Source organism: Chachezhania antarctica, from assembly GCF_003646465.1.
Classification (GTDB): domain Bacteria; phylum Pseudomonadota; class Alphaproteobacteria; order Rhodobacterales; family Rhodobacteraceae; genus Chachezhania; species Chachezhania antarctica.
Window position 1 is genome coordinate 1 of the sequence record NZ_QZEX01000015.1, and the last position, 18,880, is coordinate 18,880.

Annotated in this window: 13 protein-coding genes; 5 read left to right on the top strand and 8 right to left on the bottom strand. The window is 65.5% G+C overall.

Going from position 1 to position 18,880, the window contains the following annotated elements:
- Positions 1-217: 217 nt before the first annotated feature.
- The 3 genes from D4754_RS20865 to D4754_RS20875 all read right to left on the bottom strand — a co-directional run bounded on the left by D4754_RS20865 (position 218) and on the right by D4754_RS20875 (position 4,097).
- Positions 218-1,732, bottom strand: a complete 1,515-nt coding sequence (locus D4754_RS20865; protein WP_121067644.1) for a malonate--CoA ligase — start codon at positions 1,730-1,732, stop codon at positions 218-220.
- Positions 1,733-1,806: 74 nt separating this feature from the next.
- On the bottom strand, positions 1,807-3,246 hold the full coding sequence (locus D4754_RS20870) for a flavin-containing monooxygenase (protein ID WP_121067647.1): 1,440 nt from the start codon (positions 3,244-3,246) through the stop codon (positions 1,807-1,809).
- A 2-nt stretch (positions 3,247-3,248) separates the two neighbouring features.
- Positions 3,249-4,097, bottom strand: a complete 849-nt coding sequence (locus D4754_RS20875; RefSeq protein ID WP_163026014.1) for an SDR family oxidoreductase — start codon at positions 4,095-4,097, stop codon at positions 3,249-3,251.
- 275 nt (positions 4,098-4,372) lie between these two features.
- Here D4754_RS20875 and D4754_RS20880 point away from each other — a divergent pair, with 275 nt between their 5' ends.
- Entirely contained in the window at positions 4,373-5,386 is a 1,014-nt protein-coding gene (locus D4754_RS20880) for an AraC family transcriptional regulator (RefSeq protein ID WP_121067653.1), read from the top strand.
- Between the two features lie 47 nt (positions 5,387-5,433).
- On the opposite strand, the gene D4754_RS20885 is transcribed toward D4754_RS20880, so the two are convergent.
- The 3 genes from D4754_RS20885 to D4754_RS20895 form a co-directional block, all read right to left on the bottom strand.
- The gene (locus D4754_RS20885; RefSeq protein WP_121067656.1) at positions 5,434-10,005 is read right to left on the bottom strand and encodes a translocation/assembly module TamB domain-containing protein; all 4,572 of its coding nucleotides are present in this window, start codon (positions 10,003-10,005) and stop codon (positions 5,434-5,436) included.
- Entirely contained in the window at positions 10,005-11,873 is a 1,869-nt protein-coding gene (locus D4754_RS20890; protein WP_121067659.1) for an autotransporter assembly complex protein TamA, read from the bottom strand. The genes D4754_RS20885 and D4754_RS20890 overlap by 1 nt, the downstream gene beginning before the upstream one ends.
- Before the next feature lie 150 nt (positions 11,874-12,023).
- Positions 12,024-13,271: a urate hydroxylase PuuD gene (locus tag D4754_RS20895; RefSeq protein WP_121067662.1), complete on the bottom strand. Its 1,248-nt coding sequence runs from the start codon at positions 13,269-13,271 to the stop codon at positions 12,024-12,026.
- Positions 13,272-13,372: 101 nt separating this feature from the next.
- On the opposite strand from D4754_RS20895, the gene D4754_RS20900 reads away from it, so the two are divergent.
- Positions 13,373-14,320 carry a LysR family transcriptional regulator gene (locus tag D4754_RS20900; protein WP_121067665.1) on the top strand — a complete coding sequence of 316 codons (948 nt, stop codon included), beginning with the start codon at positions 13,373-13,375 and terminating at the stop codon, positions 14,318-14,320.
- Between the two features lie 6 nt (positions 14,321-14,326).
- Here the strand turns inward: D4754_RS20900 and D4754_RS20905 are convergent, their stop codons facing one another.
- The gene (locus tag D4754_RS20905) at positions 14,327-14,869 is read right to left on the bottom strand and encodes a histidine phosphatase family protein (RefSeq protein WP_121067668.1); all 543 of its coding nucleotides are present in this window, start codon (positions 14,867-14,869) and stop codon (positions 14,327-14,329) included.
- 39 nt (positions 14,870-14,908) lie between these two features.
- Positions 14,909-15,262: a hydroxyisourate hydrolase gene (gene uraH / locus D4754_RS20910; protein WP_121067671.1), complete on the bottom strand. Its 354-nt coding sequence runs from the start codon at positions 15,260-15,262 to the stop codon at positions 14,909-14,911.
- Positions 15,263-15,418: 156 nt separating this feature from the next.
- Here uraH and puuE point away from each other — a divergent pair, with 156 nt between their 5' ends.
- The 3 genes from puuE to D4754_RS20925 all read left to right on the top strand — a co-directional run bounded on the left by puuE (position 15,419) and on the right by D4754_RS20925 (position 18,879).
- The gene (gene puuE / locus D4754_RS20915) at positions 15,419-16,831 is read left to right on the top strand and encodes an allantoinase PuuE (RefSeq protein ID WP_121067674.1); all 1,413 of its coding nucleotides are present in this window, start codon (positions 15,419-15,421) and stop codon (positions 16,829-16,831) included.
- The gene (locus D4754_RS20920; protein ID WP_121067677.1) at positions 16,828-17,334 is read left to right on the top strand and encodes an ureidoglycolate lyase; all 507 of its coding nucleotides are present in this window, start codon (positions 16,828-16,830) and stop codon (positions 17,332-17,334) included. The genes puuE and D4754_RS20920 overlap by 4 nt, the downstream gene beginning before the upstream one ends.
- A gap of 243 nt (positions 17,335-17,577) precedes the next feature.
- Positions 17,578-18,879 (top strand): DUF1800 domain-containing protein, encoded by a 1,302-nt coding sequence (locus D4754_RS20925; RefSeq protein ID WP_240453965.1) that lies wholly within the window; start codon positions 17,578-17,580, stop codon positions 18,877-18,879.
- Position 18,880 lies beyond the last annotated feature (1 nt).

The following is an 18,880-nucleotide window of genomic DNA, read 5'->3' on the forward strand; positions in this document are numbered from 1 at the left end:
CGACACATGCGTGCAGCGATGCCCCACGTGGTATCAACCAGACTGCGAAGAGAAGCGTGACCCGGATGAGTGACAGAGATCCCAAACAACAAGGAAAACGAGCTTGACCAAAACGCCCAATTAGAGAGGCAGACATTGCAAGAAACCCTCTCACGCACCATGCCGCATGACCTTCAATAGGTCTGGCGAGCGCCCGAGGGGACGGGCGCCTTTTGCGTCAGGCAGTGAAGCTGTCGGCGTAGCTGTCGCGCAGGAGGTTCTTTTGCACCTTGCCCATGGTGTTGCGGGGGAGGTTTTCGATCACCTCGATCCGCTTGGGGCGTTTGTACGCGGCGAGCTTCTCTTTCAGGTCGGCCCGGATCGCGTTCAGATCGGGCGCGGCCCCGGCTTCGGCCACCAGCACCGCAACCACGCCTTCGCCGAAATCAGGGTGCGGCACGCCCACCACGGCGCTTTCCAGCACGCCGGGTTGATCGTCGAGCAGGAGCTCGATTTCCTTCGGATAGATGTTGTAGCCGCCGGAGATGATCAGGTCCTTCCCGCGGCCCACGATGTGGACATAGCCGTCGGCATCCACCATCCCCAGATCGCCGGTGATGAAGAACCCGTCGTCGCGCAGTTCGGCGGCGGTTTTCTCCGGCATCTGCCAGTAGCCCTTGAAGACGTTCGGGCCGCGGACCTCGATCACGCCGATTTCGCCCCGTGGCACAGGGCCGCCGGATTCCGGGTCGCAGACCTTCAGATCGACGCCGGGCAGGGGAAAGCCCACGGTGCCGGGGCGGCGGTCGCCGTCATAGGGGTTCGACGTGTTCATGTTGGTTTCCGTCATCCCGTAGCGTTCGAGGATGCGGTGGCCCGTGCGCTCTTCAAAGGCGCGGTGGGTTTCGGCCAGAAGCGGCGCGCTGCCCGAGATGAACAGGCGCATGTGCCCGGCGAGGTCCTTCGTGAACTCCGGCGCGTCCAGAAGCCGGGTGTAGAAGGTGGGCACGCCCATCATCGAGGTGGCTTTGGGCAGGGCCTGAAGCACCTCGGCCTGATCGAATTTCGGCAGGAAGATCATCGACCCGCCCGCCAGAAGGATCACGTTGGTGGCGACGAACAGGCCGTGGGTGTGGAAGATCGGCAGCGCGTGCAGGAGGACATCTCTCTCGGTGAACTGCCAAAGGTCCACCAGCGTTTCGGCATTGGACAGCAGGTTGCCCTGCGTCAGCATCGCGCCTTTCGACCGTCCCGTGGTGCCCGAGGTATAAAGGAAAGCAGCCAGATCGTCCGCGTCGCGGTCGACGGTGGCGAAGTCGCGCATAGCCGCGTCGGCGGTGGTCTGAAGCGAGCCGCTGCCGTCGGGCGACAGCGTTTCGCAGGCCGCGCCGGAGGCTTGCGCGACGGGGGCCATGTCGGCGGCCTTCGCGGGATCGCAGATGAAAAGCGTCGCGCCGCTGTTCTCGATGAAATAGGCGATCTCGGACGCGGTGTAGCCGGTGTTGAGCGGCAGGAAGACAAGCCCGGCACGGGCGCAGGCGAAGATCAGGGCCAATGTGTCGGGCGATTTCTCGGCCTGGATGGCGACGCGGTCGCCTGTCTGCAGCCCGGCATCCATCAGCGCATGGGCAAACTGCGCGGTGCGTCCGGCGAAATCGGCGTAGGTCAGCGTGGTGTCGCCCGGCAGGTGCAGGAACGGTGTATCCTTGCCTGCATGAGGGGCGATCAGACGGTCGTAGAGCGGGTTGGCCATGGGGTCGTCCATCCTGTGCGTATCTGCCGGGGGCGTTGATAACGGCATCGGGCGGGGGGCGGAAGGGCGCGCGGTCAGCCGATCTTCAGCGCGCGCCGGGGCAGGGACCGCATCTCGCGCACATAGGCCGCCGCATTGCCGGGATAGAGCGTTTCGATCCGCCCATCGGGCCGCTTGTACCAGCTTTGACATCCCGTGGCCCAGACCGTCTGCGACAGGCCGTCGTGGATGCGGGCGTTGAAGGCCGCTTGCGCGTCGGGCTGGACATCCACCGCGCCGTCCCCGGCCGCCCGGATGGCGTGCAGGATCCATGGCACCGTCTGTTCGATCATGTAGACGACCGATGTCGTGCCGACGCCGGTATTGGGCCCGGTCGTCATGAAATAGTTCGGGAAGCCCGCCACCATCACGCCCTTGTAGGCCTCGACCCTCTCGGCCCAGAGATCGCGCAGCCGGACGCCGCCTTCCCCCACCAGATCCAGCGCAAGGTACTGGGACTGTATGTCGAAGCCGGTGGCGTAGACCAAGGCATCGACCTCGCGCTCCGTGCCGTCGGCGGTCTCGATCCCCGTGGCGGTGATCCGGGCGATCCGGTCGGTGACCAGGTCGACATTCTCACGGTTCAGCGTGGCATAGAAATCGTCGGAGATCAGGATGCGCTTGCAGCCGATCTCGTAGTCGGGAGCCAGCTTGTCGTGGAGGCCTGGATCCTTCACCACGCGGCGCATGTAGCCTGTCACGCGCTCGGCCATCGTCTTGCGGCGCTTGGGGCTCTGGATCGCGGGATAGAGCACAAGATCCAGCCGCTTGCGGATCATCCAGCGATAAAGCCGCTGCCACAGGGGAAACCGGGCAAAGCGGGCTTTCTGCGCGTCGGAATAGGCGAAATCCCCGCGTGGAGAGATATAGTTCGGCGTGCGCTGGTAGACATCGACGCGGGCGGCGGTCTTCGCAATTTCGGGGATGACCTGGATTGCGCTGGCGGCGCTGCCGATCACGGCGATGCGTTTGCCTGCCGGGTCGAAACCGGGGTCCCACTGGGCTGTGTGCATTGCCGCGCCGGTGAACGTCTCGCGGCCCGGAATGTCGGGCCAGGCCGGTTTGTGCAGCCCGCCCATCGCGTTGATCAGGAAGCGGGCGAAGATCTCTTCCCCGTCGACGGTGACGATCCAGCCATTCGCTTCCGCATCATAGCGCGCACCGGTGGCCTCGCGCCGGAAGGAGAACCGGTCGCCCACGTCGAAACGGGCGACAACGTCTTCCATGTAGGCCCGGATTTCTGCCTGCGGAGAATAAAGATGCGACCAGTCCGGGTTCGGCGCGAAGGAGAAAGAATAGAAATGCGAAGGGATATCGCAGGTCGCGCCCGGGTAGGTGTTCGCGTACCACGTGCCGCCCAGGCCCTTGTTCTTGTCGATCACCTCGAACGCCTGGATCCCGGCCTGCTTCAGCTTCACCGCCGCGCAGATGCCGGAGAAGCCCGCGCCGATCACCAGAACCTCCAGCCGTTTCATGGTCACGCGTCCCGGAAGCGCGGGTCGGCCGAGCAGGCGGCATAGTCTTCGGCGATGGCCGCCGCGCGCAGTTCGGTCATGGGTTTCATGGAGGGATGGGTGAAGAGGTAGAACCGGCCGCTTTCGATCCCCTCGGCCGTCAGGTCGCCCACCAGCGCGGGGTCGATGCCGTTGGCGATGACCTCGGGGATCCCGTCGGGCGTGGTCGCCAGCATGTCGTCAAGCGTCTCGGTCGCGCTGTCCAGCGAGGGCCGCTTCGCACCGGTATTGTGAATGTCGGTCCGCACCCATCCGGGACACAGGACCGACACGCCGATGCCTTCCGGCGCCAGTTCGCGCTGCAGCGTCTCCGAATAGCCCACGACCGCGTATTTCGATGCGTTGTAGGGGGCGAGCCCCGGCATCGCGATATGCCCGGCGATCGAGGCGGTGTTGACGATATGCCCGCCCGTGCCCTGCCGGCGCAGGATCGGCAGGAAGCTTTGCACCCCGTGCACCACGCCCATCAGGTTGATCCCGATCAGCCAGCGCCAGTCGGCAAGGTCGATCTGTCCGGGGGCGCCGCCGATGGCCACGCCCGCGTTGTTCACCACGATATGCGCCGCGCCGAAGCGTTCGACGGTGGCACCCGCCGCGGCGTCCACCTGTTCCGGATCGCTGACATCGCAGTGCAGGCTGGCGATCCCGTCGTGGATATGCAGCAGCTCGTCCTTAGCCGCCTTCAGCCGGTCGGCGTCGATATCGGCCAGCATCACGTTCGCGCCACGGCCTGCCAGGCTGCGGGCGATGGCCAGGCCAAGGCCCGATCCGGCGCCGGTGACAAAGGCTGTTCTGCCTGAAATTGTGGTCATGATCCTGTCCTCCCCCATTGGCAGTCTAGAAACGAAGCAGGGGTCGTACCAGCCCGGCGAAAAGTTCCGTGGGGGCACGTCTTTCGGAGCGGCTGCCACAGGCCTTCCGGGATCGACTTTTTGCGATTGAAACTGGTATCGCCTTGTTTCAAAGCTTGACGTGTATCAGCGGAGAACACCCCAGCATGGCGGGAACTATTGAAGATCGGCGCGGCGTGCAGGCGCCTGGCCAAGGGGCACACGAGGGATCGTTCGGCAGGACGGAGGCACGCTGAATGCCCGGAACCACCCCCCACCATGGCGCGATGCTGATCCAGGGTTTCGTCCGCGACCTGATCGATCATGGCTATTCGCAGAAGCAGATCTTTGACGGCTCGGGCGTCTCTCCCCGGATCATGACCGATGAAAAGCCGTCGCTGCCCTTCGAACAGATCGCCTCGTTCTTCGAACACGCGGCCGAGCTGACGGACAACGACCTTGTCGGCTTTGAACGCGGTGCCGCGCGGGAACTACGGCGGGCGGGGCTGATCTGCTATGTCGGCACCTCCAGCCCGACGCTGGCCGATGCGCTGCGGAACGTGGCGCGCTATCAGCGTGTGTTCTCGGACGCGCTCGAATTCGATACGTCCCAGATGACCAGCAAGAACATCGTGTCCTGGCAGTACCGGGTCGAAACTCGGGTGCAACGGCGGCAATACGTGGAATTCAGCGCATCGGGCATGATGGCGGTGCTGCGCAAAGCAACACAGCGGCCGTTCGTGCCCGAATTCATCCACTTCAAGCACGCCCGCAACACCCATACCGACGTGATCGAGAAGTTCTTCGGTTGCAAGGTCAGCTATGCACGGCCGATGAACCAGATAGGCTTCCGGCCGCACGATCTGGACCTGCCGCTGCCGGCGGCCGATGACGGTCTGCATACGGTGCTGAAGGACTACTGCGAAGACGTGCTGGGGCGGAAGAACCGCAATGCGCCCGACATCGTCATCGACGTGGAGCGCGCCATCGTCGACCGGCTCGCCTCGGGCGAGGCCACGCAGGAGGAAGTTGGTCGCGCGCTGGGCATGAGCGCCCGCACCCTTGCGCGGCGCCTTGCGGCCGAGGGCACGACCTTCTTCGGCACGGTCGAGGAATTGCGCCACACGCTGGCCGTGAACTACCTGAAGAACAGCGACATCGTCCTGGCCGAGATCGCCTACCTGCTGGGCTATTCAGGCATGTCGAGCTTCAACGACGCCTTCAAGCGTTGGACAGGCCAGACGCCGGGGCAGTTCCGGAAGCAGAAGTAGGGCGTGGCGATGCCGCGCTGACGCCAGACGTCGCGCGGCACCGGTTTTTAATAGTCCCGTTCGTAGAACAGGCCGATCCCGCCTTCGCCCGTATTGTCCACCCGTCCACGCAGCGTGACGGAGGGGGTGACATCCAGGTTCAGGTTCAGTTCGGTATCGCCTTCGGTGTTGACCGTGACGTCGGAATAGACGTTGTCGGCGATGTAGCCGCCCGTCGTCAGCGCGCCCAGCCCGCCAGAAGATCCGGTGCGGATGGAATCCACGCCGGTCGCCTCGCGCACCTGGTTGGTCACGCCGTCGCCGGTGATCCCGCCCGCCCGCGCAATCGATGCCGCCATCTGGGCCAGCCGCAGGGGCGAGATATCGGCGAAGTTCTCGCCGAAGACCAGCATGGCCAGCGCCTCGTCCTGGGGTCGTTCGGGGGACGAGGTGACGACGATCTCGGGCGATGTCAGCGCGCCTTCGATGCTGAGCGTGGCCGACCCTTCCGACGTGTTGGTCGTGGCCACGAACTCGATATAGGGCGTGAAGGACCCGCGCAACGAAACCTCGCCACGGTTCAGCCGCAAGGGCCGGCCCAGCACGTCGACGACGCCCCGGATCAGCGAAATCCGCCCGGTGGGGATGACATTTGCCGTGGTGCCTTCAATCCGCATCGACCCGCCAAGTTCGGCGTCCACGCCGCGTCCGCGCACGAAGACGCGGTTGGGCGCGTTCAGCTGGATGTTCAGCCCGTAGACCACCGGCGGGCTTTCCTCGCCCGTCTGGATCAGGTCGGCGAAGACCAGCGTCTGGTAGACGGCGCCGCTTTCGCCGACATGGGTGATCTCGGGGATCGGTGTCAGGCCAAGGCCGGCACCGGTTGCGGCAAGGTCGATATTGGTTTCACCGAAGTTGACCGTACCGGCGATCTGGGCGCCGCCCGTCAGCGGGCCGGTCAGCGACAGCTGGCCGCTGGCCGAGCTTTGGACGTTGATGTTGTTGGTCAGCCCCAGTTCGTTCAGCGCGATGGCAAGGTTGGCGTTGAAGGGCGGCAGCAGCTCGATCGGGCCGCGCACCGTGACGTCACCACCTTCCCCAAGCGAGGCGGACGCCGCCACCACGGCCGAGCCATTGTTCAGCGTCACGTTCAGGCGCAGGTCTTCGACCAGCTGACCGGCCGCGGGGAAGGCCGCGGTGGCGCCTTCGGTCGTGATCGTGCCGGCAATGGCGTCGAGCGACGGTGTCCCGTTGAGGGTCAGCCGGTAGTTCAGCAGCCCGGACAGCGAGTTCGGGGTGATGAAGATGTTGGCGATGGCCAGCGGGGCCTGGCCCTGGGCCGTGATGTTGGCCCGGTTGTCGGTCATGTTGTAGGTGCCGGCGATGCCCGACGTGATTCCGCCGGGGCCGGACAGGTCGGTGTCGATCCGCCATTGCCCGTTTTGCAGCTGGGCCTGGCCTTTCGATGTCAGCGTGCCCGAGAAATCCTCGAGCAGGCGCTGAAGTTCCGTGATCCGGGCATCGTAGGAAATCCGTGCGGACCCGTCGGAATTCAGCGCACCGTCGACCGTCAGGGCCGAGTTGCGCGGCCCGCGGGCAGCCATTTTCGTCGTCCAGCCGCCGGCGCGGGTCTGGTTGACCTGCCCCGTCAGCTTGATCGGCCCCATCGACGCGGGGATCAGATCGCCGATGACCGCGATCTCGCCATCCAGCATGCCCTTGATCAGGCCATCTGCGCCCTGGCTGCCATCGACATGCAGCACGATGCGCTCGGCCCCCGTGACATGGGCCGTCGCGGTCCAGGTCTGGTCGGGATCGGTGTCGAAATCGGCCTTGAGCGACAGCGGCGCGATATCGTCGGGGATCATGCCTTCGACGCGTTTCAGCGTGCCCAGCAGGGTGAGGTTCGCGCCGTCTTCGGCCGTGTGACGGCCGGTGAAGGTGAAGCTGCCCGCAGCGCCGCCGGTCAGTTCGCCCTGTGCCGTGGCCACGCCGTCGCGGCGGCGGGCATTGGCGGTGAGCGTCACGGGTTCGAGTTCAGCCGGCAGAAGGCCGCTGCCCGACGGAACCTGCCCGTTCACTTCGACCTGAAGGATGCCGTCCGGCGTCATCTCGGCTTCGACATCGGCCATGGCCGAGCCGTTGCCGTCAAGTTCCAGCCGCGCGTCAAGCTGGCCGTCCTCGGTCCGCGTGGCGGTGCCCGAGAAGGCGACAGGCGTCATCGCCGGCGGCAGGGTGGTGTCGAGGAAGGGCAGGGCGCCGTTCAGGTCCAGATCGGCGGTGCCATTCTCGCCCACCTCGCCTTTCAGCGTGGCGCGGACGGCATCGGCGGCGGTGACCGTGACATCGGTCTGCCAGATGCCCGACGTCGCCCGTTGCAGGCGCCCGGCAAGGGCCACGGGCGCGAATTCCTCTGGGATCATGCCCGTCTTGTCGTCGGCGGTGGCGCTCAGCGTCACGTCGGCCTGACCCAGCGCATCGACGGTGCCTTCGATCAGCGCCTGCAGGCCTTCGCCGGCGGTCACGTTCAGCTCCCCCGTCCAGCCTGCATCCTGCGTGGCGGGGCGGGTGGCCTCGCCGTCGATCTCGATGGGCGTCAGCTCTTCCGGCACCAGGCCGGGCAAGGCGCCGACATTGCCCTTGGCGGTGATCTGCGCGGCGCCTTCGGGCGGGACGCTGCCAGACAGCTCGATCGTGCTGTCATTGGGGGCGGTCACGGACAGATCGCCCGACCACGTGCCTTCGGCCTGCTTGACCGCGCCATCGAGCGTCACGGGCCCCGAAATCGAGGGCACCAGCAGCCCGAGATCTTCAAGCTTCGCCTGAAGCGCCAGATCGGTGTTCGTGCTGCTGACGCTGCCATTGGCGCTGGCATCGAAGCTGGGCGCCTTGAGCGTGAAGGTCCGCAGATGCGTGCCGGTCGTGTCGCGGGCGGCGGCGATGTCGAGCTCGGCCGTGCCCTTCAGCAGCGGCACGAGGTCGGGAATGCCGACATCCAGATCGGTGGTCTCGCCGCTGACGGTCACGTCGAAGGAATCCGCCAGCGGTTCGGCCGTGCCCTTTACCGAAACCTGCGCGGATCCGTCGATGGGCCGGCCTGCCAGCTTGGCAAAGCGCGACAGGTCGGGGATGTCCAGCTGTGCGCCGCCATCCAGCACAAGCCCGCCTTCCTTGCGGCGCACGGCGATGTCGCCGGTCATGCCGTAATCGGCGATCTTGAAATCGAGCGAGTCGAGCGTCGCGTAATCCGCGCCGCCGAACGAGAAGTTGCTGCGCAGAACGGCCGTGTCGCCAAGCGCGGCGCTCAATCCGTCATCTTCAAGATCCAGCCCGGTCAGCGTCGCGCGGAGCGAGCCCGACAGCAGCGGTTCATCCGCGTCGGGCGTCATCGACTTGGCCTTCAGGTCGCCGCCCGCGATGATCTCGGCGCGCTCCAGCGCCAGGCCCTCGCGGTCGATGCCCGAGGCGGTGATCTCGGCCTGCCAGCGGGTGTTGTCGGTCAGCGTCACGCTCAGGTTGGCACCCGCGATCGACACCGGGGGCGCGCCGATGGGCAGCACAACCGATGTCGCATCCGGCGGTTCAATCCGGCCGCGGGCTTCCAGATGGTTCAACTGCCCGTCCGACAGCCCGAGAGACGCGGTCAGGTCAAGCGCCTGCGTCTTGATTTCGGCGGTGTTGACGTTCAGATCGCCGCCCTGTTTCAGACCTTCGACGTGAAGCTGGGTGTCGGGGCCGAAGAAGGGCTTGTATTCTTCTGCCACCAGCGATGCGACGTCGCCGCCGAGATCGGCGGTGAAGGTGATGCCGCCCTGGGGCGCGTCTGTCTGTGCGCCGCTGGCCACGCTGGACAGGGCGACGGTGCCGGTCACCCGGTCGGTATTGTCCGTTGACAATGCGATATCGGCGTTGAAATTTTCCACGGGGCCCGTGCCCTTGGCCGTCAGCGACAGGGCCGGCGCGCCGGGAATGCCCATCATCGAAGACAGAAGGCCGCCCGACGCTTCGTTCACTTCGACATCGACCGTGATCTCCTGGCCCTGCGGCGCATAGGCGGCCACGAATTTCAGCTGGTCGCCCGCGCTGTCGAGGCGCGTGGCCTCCATCTGCACGTTCAGCCCGCCATTGGCGAGGTCCAGTTTCCCGTCCAGCGACAGCGTCGCGGCGATGCCCATCACTGGCTCGCCCAGCGTCAGCTTCTCGGTCGAGATCTCGCCAATGTTCACGGCAACAGGCAGTTCGGGGATCGAGAACGGCTGCGCCTCGGCCGTGGGCAGTTCCGGGTCGGTTTCGACGGGGGTCGGCAGGCGGGCGAAGTCGATTTCCTCGGCAGTCAGTGCGTTGACCGAGAACCGCCGCCGCACCAGCGCCAGCCGGTTCCAGTCGAGCACGACATTTCTCAGTGTCAGCCACGGCCCGTCATCGTCGGACACTTCGATCCGTTCGATCGTCGCGCGCGAGCTCAGCGCGCCGCTCAGGCCCACGACACGCACCTGGCGGTTCTCGCCCGAGGCAAGGCTTTCCAGCGTCCGGACAAGGAAACCGCCGGCATCGTCGCTGTCATCGGCGTTCTGTGCGACCGCCGGGCTCAGCATCATGAGGCCGGTGGCCAGCGCGAAGTAACGAATGAATCGCCGCATCAGAATGCCTGCCCGATACCGATATAGAATTGAAGACCGTCGCCGGTGTCGCCGTCGACGGGGGCGGCCACGTCGAACCGGATCGGCCCGAAATCGCCAAGCTCGTAGCGAATGCCAAGGCCGGCGCCCGATTGCATGGGGGAATCGCTTTCGACAACGGCATTCCGTCCGACGATCCCCACATCGTAGAAGCCCACCAGCCACCAGGTGTTGGTCACCCGCGTCCGCACTTCGAACGATCCTGCCAAAAGCGACCGCCCGCCCGATGTCCCGCCATTGGCTGGAACGCCAAGCGACTGGTAGGGCTGCCCGCGGACGGTGCCCGCGCCACCGCTGAAGAACAGGTAATCGGGGGTGATGTTGGGCAGATCGTTGCCCATGTTCGACCCGGCCTGCACCCGCGTCGCGAACACGACCCGGTCGGAGGGCGGGCTGATGTAGTAGCGGAAATCGCCATAGGCGCGCGCCGCCACGGTGTTGCCGTGGGATTCGAAATAGGGTCGCACCTCGGCATCCACGAAGTAGCCGTTGGTGGTGTTCACCGGGTCGTTGCGATGATCCCAGGTGACCGTCGTGGGCACCGAAACGATGTTGAAATCGCGCTTGCCGAAGACGTCGTTGGCCAGGTCACGGGCGAATTCCACGCCCACTTCGCTGCTCAGCGTCCGGCTCCACCGCCGCTGCACGCCTGCGCCCACGGCAATATGGGTCAGGTCGTAGAAGGTCTTGTTCTGCTGATCCAGGATCGCAGAGTAGTACACAAGGTCGTCCGGCCCCAGCTTCGCGGGCAGTTCAAGCCGCGCGCCCAGCGTGCCTTCGATATCCTCGTCCCCGCCGATATTGGCGATCCGGGCCGACAGCGCCAGCCGTTCGGCATTGCCGAACAGGTTGCGGTGCGTCCAGCTGGCCGAGACATCGACGCCCGAACGCGAGTTCAGTTCGCCGCCGAAGCTGATCCGGCGTTTCTTGCGGTCGTCGACCTCGATCGTGTAATCCAGCGTGCCGTCGGGGTTGGGAACCTCGGCTTCCTTAAGAACCACGGTGTCGAAGGTGCCGGTCCGCCGCAGACGGTTGGCGACGGTCCGCACGTCGTCGGGGCTGAAGACCTCGCCTTGCGGGAAGCCGGCGATCTTGCGGATGGCTTCGGGCCGCACCGTCGTATTGCCGGTGATGGTCAGGTTGCCGAACCGCAGCTTGGGGCCCGTCGCCACGGCGATGGCCGCGTTCAGCCGGGAGTCGCGGTGATTGGCGACGATCTTCTGGTCGCCCACCTTGGCCTTGGCATAGCCTATGTCCTTCCAGCCCGAGATCCCGGCCGCCGTCGCGTCGCGCAGCACGCGCGAGGACGCGGGCGCGCCGCTGCGGAACCCTTCGGGCAGCTCGGTGCCGGGGGCCAGCGGATCGATGCTGACATTGCCCAGAACGAATTGCGGGCCGGGGTCGATATCGATGGCGATGGTCTTGATCTGGCTGGGCAGGTTCAGCGGGGGGATCGTCGCGGCCTCCTGCCCGTCGATGCGGATATGGACCACGGGGCCGAAATAGCCGGCATCGTAAAGCACCTGTACGAAGGTCCGGTAGTCGGCGAGCGATGCCGCGGCCAGTTCCTGCGCGTCGGTCCGGCCCGTCTGTTTGAAGCTGATGACCGAGGACGCGGCGCGAAGCCTTTCCTGAAGCTCTTCCGAAGCGCCATCCGCCGTCAGCGTGATTTCCGGCCCGGCAGGCTTGGCCGCCTGCGACTCGGCCGAATCATCTTTTTTCTTGAAGAATTGGGCTGTGGCAGTGGTTGGAGCGCCAAGCACCAGGGTGCTCAGGGCGCAGACAACAAATGCGCTTGCGGCGCCGCGTTTGTGATCGGGTCGAATCATGACAGCCCAGGTATCCCCACACCTTCGAGCCTGACCCGCCCCTGTGGCGCGCCTTGGCTAGAGCATGGTTAGCATGTTGCTTCGGCAGTAAAAACGACTTTGGGCAATGGGCTCCGCCAGAAAAGGCGATGACTTGCCCAAATGTAACGGTCAGGACCGTCCGGCCGCGTACCAGCGTACGATGGCGGCCCGGTCGGCCGGTTCCATGTAGGTCACGTTGGCGGGCGGCATTGCCGTTGATGCCCCGGCCTGCAGGAACACTTCGCGGGCATTCGTCAGCAGATCGTCCTCGGTTTCAAGATAGACTCCCTTGGGGGCCACGGCGATCCCGTCATAGCTGGGCGTGCGGGCATGGCACATCGAACAGCGGCCCTGGATTGTCTGGTGCACGGTATCGAACCCCGGCGCTTCGGCCAGCCGGACATGGGCCGGGTTGCGGGCCGCCGTACCGTCCGGCGCCGCAGCGGGAAGCCGCGCCAGACCGGCAAGGCTGAGCCCGACGATGGTCAGGAACAGCGCGGCGGTCACACCCCATGTCCACCACGGCTTGCCCTTGCCCGCGTTGTCGGTGTTGTGAAAATGCCGGATCGTGACCCCCATCAGGAACACCAGCCCCGCGATGATCCAGTTGAACGGCGTGGCGAAGGCCAGCGGGTAATGGTTCGACAGCATCATGAAGATCACGGGCAGCGTCAGGTAGTTGTTGTGCGTCGACCGCAGCTTGGCGATGCGCCCGTATTCCGGATCGGGCGTGCGCCCGGCCTTCAGGTCGGCCACCACGATGCGCTGGTTGGGAATGATCACGAAGAACACGTTCGCTGTCATGATCGTGGCGGTGAAGGCGCCCAGATGCAGGAAGGTCGCCCGCCCGGTGAAGATATGCGTGTAGCCCCAGCCCAGAGCGACCAGCAGGACGAACAGGATCAGCATCAGTTCCGTCGGGTGATGGCCCAGCTTCGACTTGCAGAGCGCATCGTAGACCAGCCAGCCCAGTCCCAGCGACCCCGCCGACACGATGATCCCGCGCCACGGCGCGATGTCCACCATCGAGGTGTCGACAAGGAAGATGTCGGCATTGGCCCAGTAGACCACCATCAGCAGCGCGGCCCCCGACAGCCACGTGGCATAGCTTTCCCATTTGAACCAGACGAGGTGCTCGGGCATCCGCTCGGGCGCGACAAGGAACTTGGTGATGTGATAGAAGCCGCCGCCGTGGACCTGCCATTCCTCGCCATGGGCGCCGGTGGGCATGCCGGGCGCCTTCTTCAGGCCAAGATCCAGTGCGATGAAGTAGAACGACGACCCGATCCATGCGATCCCCACGATCACGTGCAGCCAGCGCAAGGCGAAGGCGACCCAGTCCCAGGCGATGACCGATATGGTGGCGAAATCAAGCATGTGGGACGTCTCCGGCAGGGTGGGCTCGCGCGAGCCTATGCAGGGACGGAATATCTGGCTATTGATGAGTGAGGGCAATCACCCTCAAAAATCGCCGAAGAATGTCATACCTCGATAACATACGTACCTTCGTTCGTGTCTATGAATTGGGCAGCATGTCGGCCGCTGGCCGAGATCTGCGCATTTCGCCTGCGGTGACGTCGGCGCGGATCTCCCAGCTCGAGTCGTATCTCAGCGTGCGCTTGTTCCAGCGCACCACCCGCAACCTCACGCCGACGGAACAGGGCCGCGCCTTCTATCCCGGTGCCTGCCAGGTGCTGGAAGCCGTGACCGCGGCCGAGGCCGAGGTGACAAGCCTGACGGAACATCCCCGCGGCGACCTGTTCATCGCGGCGCCGCTTGGCATCGGCCGGCGGCTGGTGGCCCCCCAGATCCCCGGATTCCTGGCAGAGTACCCCGAGATCAACCTGCGCCTGCGCCTGACCGACCGGCGCGTCGACCTGCCCGCCGAAGGGCTGGACCTCGCGTTCTTTCTTGGAGAGCCCGAGGATTCGACCCTGCGCATCCGCAAGATCGCCGAATGCCGCCGCGTGCTGTGTGCGGCGCCGGCCTATATCGCCAAGCGCGGCATGCCGAAGACGGGCACCGATCTGGTCGAGGACCGGCACGATTGCCTTAACCTGCGGTTCCCGGGCGCGACCGAATTCCAGTGGCGGTTGCAAACGGCCGCCGGCCCCGAACGCTTTGCCGTGACGGGCCACATGGAATGCGACGATGGCGATGTGCTGACGGAATGGGCTCTGGCGGGCGAAGGCATCATCCTGAAGCCCGTCTTCGAGGTGTCCGAGCATCTGAGATCGGGCAACCTCGTCCCGGTCGCCACCGACACGCCGCCGCTGTCGGTGCAGATGGCGTGCCTATACACCCACCGGCGGCATCAGGATCCCAAGACCCGGCTGTTGATGGAGTTCATGTCGGAACGGCTCGCCGTCGCGGTGCAGGGCACCGAGGACACGGCCGAGCCGGTGCTGGGTGCCGCCGCGGTCTGAGGCGGGTTACTCGATCAGCACCCGGCCCAGGACGTCCAGACCTTCGGCCCCCGGTTTCACGATCAGCACTTCGCCCGATCGCGGGAAGACGCCTGTCAGCGCCGTGATGTTCACCTGATGCGTCACCATCATGATCCGCCCGTCCTGCGCGCGGATCAGATCAAGTGCTTCTGCGGTCTGGGCCGCCCGCCGCGACCTGTCCTGAAAGAAGGAATTCAACGCGGGTTCTTCGGTGACCGGCCCCAGCTCCAGCAGCCGGGCGGTGTCCATGCAGCGGCACCACTGGCTGGACAGGACCGCATCGAACGCGATCCCGCGGTCGCGGAACGCCGCGCCGATGGCCCGCGCCTGTGCCCGGCCGCGGTCGTCCAGATTGCGCTGCGTCGCACAATCGTCCAGCGCGAAGCCGGCCGGATCCCCGGTTCCCGGCGCCAGCGCATGGCGCATCAGCGCGACGGCGCCCGGCGTGTCGAACGCCTGCCAGTCGTCCGCCCGCAAGGGCAGGGCGGCCAGCAGCAGGGCGATGGTTGCAAGGATCAGCTGTTTCATGCCCCGTCAGGTAGTTTCCGGCGGGCGGTCGTCCAGCGATCAGCTGCCGCGATAGGTGGAAAAAGCGTAGGGCGAAAGCAGCAGCGGCACATGATAATGAGATGCCTCGGACATGCCGAAGCGGATCGGGATCTCGTCCAGGAACATCGGGTCCGGCCCGGCCTGTCCCGTCGCCTGAAGATAGGTCCCGGCCGAGAACACCAGTTCATAGGTGCCGGTCTCGAATGTGTCGGCGGGCAGGATCGGCGCGTTGGTGCGCCCGTCGGCATTGGTCTCGGCCTCGGCCACCAGCTGGCGGCGGTCGCCGTCCACGCGGTACAGCCGGATCGGAACGCCTTCCGCCGGACAGCCATGAGCGGTGTCGAGTACGTGGGTGGTGAGATAACCGGTCATGTTGTGTTCCCCTTGCCAGTCCCTTCTACATGGTCAGGTCAGTCTGGTACAAAACGTATCCGCAGGCATCTGTATTCGGTACAAATTGAAAGATTTTCCGGTCAGGGGCCGGTATCGTCCCCCGCGACCGGTGCGCACCACGAAAAGGCCCTGAAGATGAACCGTTACCCCCGTGACATGATCGGCCATGGGCCGACCTCGCCCGATCCGAAATGGCCGAACGGCGCCAGGATCGCCGTCCAGATCGTGATCAACTACGAAGAAGGGGGCGAGAACAACATCCTCCATGGCGATGCGGCGTCCGAGGCGTTCCTGTCCGAAATCGTCGGCGCCGCCGCGTGGCCCGGGCAGCGGCACTGGAACATGGAAACGATCTACGAATACGGCGCCCGCGCCGGGTTCTGGCGTCTCTACCGGATGCTGAAGGGTATCCCCGTCACCGTCTACGGCGTCGCCACCGCGCTGGCCCGCGGGCCCGAACAGGTCGCCGCGATGCAGGACGCGGGGTGGGAGATCGCCAGCCATGGGCTGAAATGGATCGAATACAAGGATTACACCGCGGAGGCCGAACGCGCCGAGATGGAAGAGGCCATTCGCCTGCACACCGAAGTCACCGGCGAACGGCCGCGCGGCTGGTACACCGGGCGCGCCTCGATGCAGTCGGCGGCGCTCGCGGCAGAGGAGGGCGGTTTCTCCTATGTCGCCGATAGTTACGCCGACGATCTGCCGTTCTGGCAGAGCTTCGACGGCAAGGACCAGCTGGTGGTGCCCTACACGCTGGATGCGAACGACATGCGTTTTGCCACGCCGCAGGGGTTCAACTCGGGCGAACAGTTCTACGCCTACCTGCGCGACACCTTCGATTGTCTCTATGCCGAAGGCGTGATGGGCGCGCCCAAGATGATGTCGATCGGCCTGCACTGCCGCCTTGCCGGCCGCCCCGGCCGCGCCGTGGCGCTGCAGAAGTTCCTTGACCACGTCCGGTCGCATTCCGACGTCTGGTTCGCCACGCGATTGGAGATCGCCGAGCACTGGGCCGCGACCCATCCGCCGGTGACCTTCGCCCGCCCGTCGGAAATGACGCGCGAAGATTTCGTGGCGGCCTATGGCGACGTGTTCGAACACTCCCCCTGGATCGCCGACCGTGCGTTCGATCTGGAACTGGGGCCGGTGCATGACCGGGCCGGGGGTCTCTGGAACGCGCTGACGCGGATGTTCCGCTCGGCCTCGCCCGACGAACGGCTGGGCGTCCTGACGGCGCATCCCGATCTGGCCGGCAAGCTGGCCGCCGCGAAACGACTGACCCAGGCCTCGACCGCCGAACAGGCCAGCGCCGGGCTCGACAGCCTGACGGATGACGAGCGGGACAGCTTCACCCGCCTGAACACCGACTATGTCGAGAAGTTCGGCTTTCCCTTCATTATCGCCGTCCGCGATCACGACAAGGCGGGCATTCTCGCCGCGTTCCGGACGCGGCTGGACCATGACCGCGAGACCGAGTTCGCGACCGCGTGCGCGCAGGTCGAACGCATCGCGCAACTGCGCCTGGCCGATATGTTGCCCGCATGACCCGGACCATCCACGCCACCCCGATGGACCCCGCGGCCTTCGCCCCGTTCGGCGACGTCCTCGACACCGCCCGCGCCCCGGACAAGATGATCAACCAGGGGCTATGTGGCCGCTATCACGACCGTGCGCGGGTGGAAGTGGGTACGGGCCGTGCCGGAATCAGCCTCTTCAAGGCTGAAACCCGGGCGCTGCCGCTGGTGCTCGACATGGTCGAACGGCACCCTTTGGGCAGCCAGTGCTTCATCCCGATGACGCCCGATCCCTTCCTTGTGATCGTGGCCCCCGACGAAGACGGCACGCCCGGCACGCCTCTGGCCTTCGTCACACAACCGGGGCAGGCCATCAATTTCTGTGCCGGAACATGGCATGGCGTCCTGACGCCATTGTCTGCTCCGGGCCTTTTCGCCGTGGTGGACCGGATCGCTGCGGGCGAACCGGGTGATGCCAACCTTGACGAACACTGGTTCGATGCCCCGTGGACAGTGATGCCGCCGGCGGGGTGAGCGGGCCATCACGTGAGCACGTGCCAGCCGCGTCGGCCAAAATTCACCGAGACCGCGCCATATCTCGAATGAGGCGCTTGAATTGACGACGGAACCGGATCACCTGACCGTACTATAGTCAGGAAGTTGATCGCAGCGCGGGATCGACAAGGGAAACCGGTCATGTTTTCAAGCGAACTTGCAGAAATACGGTTCGGATGCGGTCTGTCGCCGAGCATTGAACCGCCCGCATCCCGCGAGGCCATGCTGGCGGGACTCGAGGCGCCGGATGAAATGGCCATCCGGTATCCTGTCCGGTCGTTCCCCCAGTTTTCCACCGATCTCGTAACTTTGCGGGACGAGCTGAAAACCTATCGGGAGGCCCTTGGGAAAGATGACCCGGGCTATCGGAAGCAATTGCGGAACTTTCGCGATACCACGATGGACGACGCCGCACGGGACCGCGCGCGTATCATGCAGCGCTGGACGCAGACCGAACACGCGTTCCGGGAACGCCTTGTGCTTTTCTGGACCGATCACTTCACCGCCTATCCGAAGACCGGGCTTACCCAGTACGGCGCGACCGGATACGTGGAAGACGCGATCCGCCCCCATCTGACCGGCCGGTTCGAGGATCTGCTGATCCCGGCGGTGACACATCCCGTCATGCTTTTGTTCCTCGACCAGAGGGTTTCGGCCGGACCGTCCAGCCGCGCCTCGCTTCGTGGCGAGAACAAGAAACTGGGGCTGAACGAAAACCTGGCCCGCGAAGTGATGGAGCTTCATACGCTGGGTGTCGACGGATCTTACACGCAGGGCGATGTCCGCCAGTTGGCCGAACTTCTGACCGGGCTCAGCACCGATCGCACCATGTCGTTCCAGTTCCGCGATGGCTATGTCGAACCCGGTGCGGAAACCGTGTTGGGGCGCAGCTACGGCGGCGACGAACCGTCGCTGGACAGCATTCACGAGGTCTTGCGAGATCTCGCGCGGCATCCGGATACGGCACGCCACATCGCCCGAAAGCTGGCCACCCATTTCGTGTCCGATACGCCGCCGGCCAATCTGGTGGCCCATATCGAAGCGCGCTACCGAGAAACGGACGGCGCGCTCCTCCCCGTTTATGCGGCCTTGCTCGAGCATCCTGCCGCCTGGGACCCGGCGCTTCGCAACGTGAAGCCCGCGGCCGACTTCGTGGCTTCCGCCTGCCGTGCGCTGGATCTCCACGAACGCACGTTCGAAAGCATGAGCGCGCGCGACATGAAGCGTAAGATTCTGCGACCGATGCAGAAGATGGGACAGAACTGGCAACTTCCGCCCGGCCCGGACGGCTGGCCCGAGGAAGATATCGCGTGGATCACCCCGCAAAGCCTGGCGTCGCGGCTGGACTGGGCCATGGCAGCCCCGCGCCAGCTGAGAAGCGACCTTCCCGATCCCCGCCTTTTCGCGCAGCAGGCGCTGGGCACGACCCTGCCCCCAAGCGTCGCATTCGCGGCCAAAGCGGCCGAACAGCGCTACGAGGCCATAGGCCTGGTGCTTGTTTCGCCCGCATTTCAGCGCCGTTAGG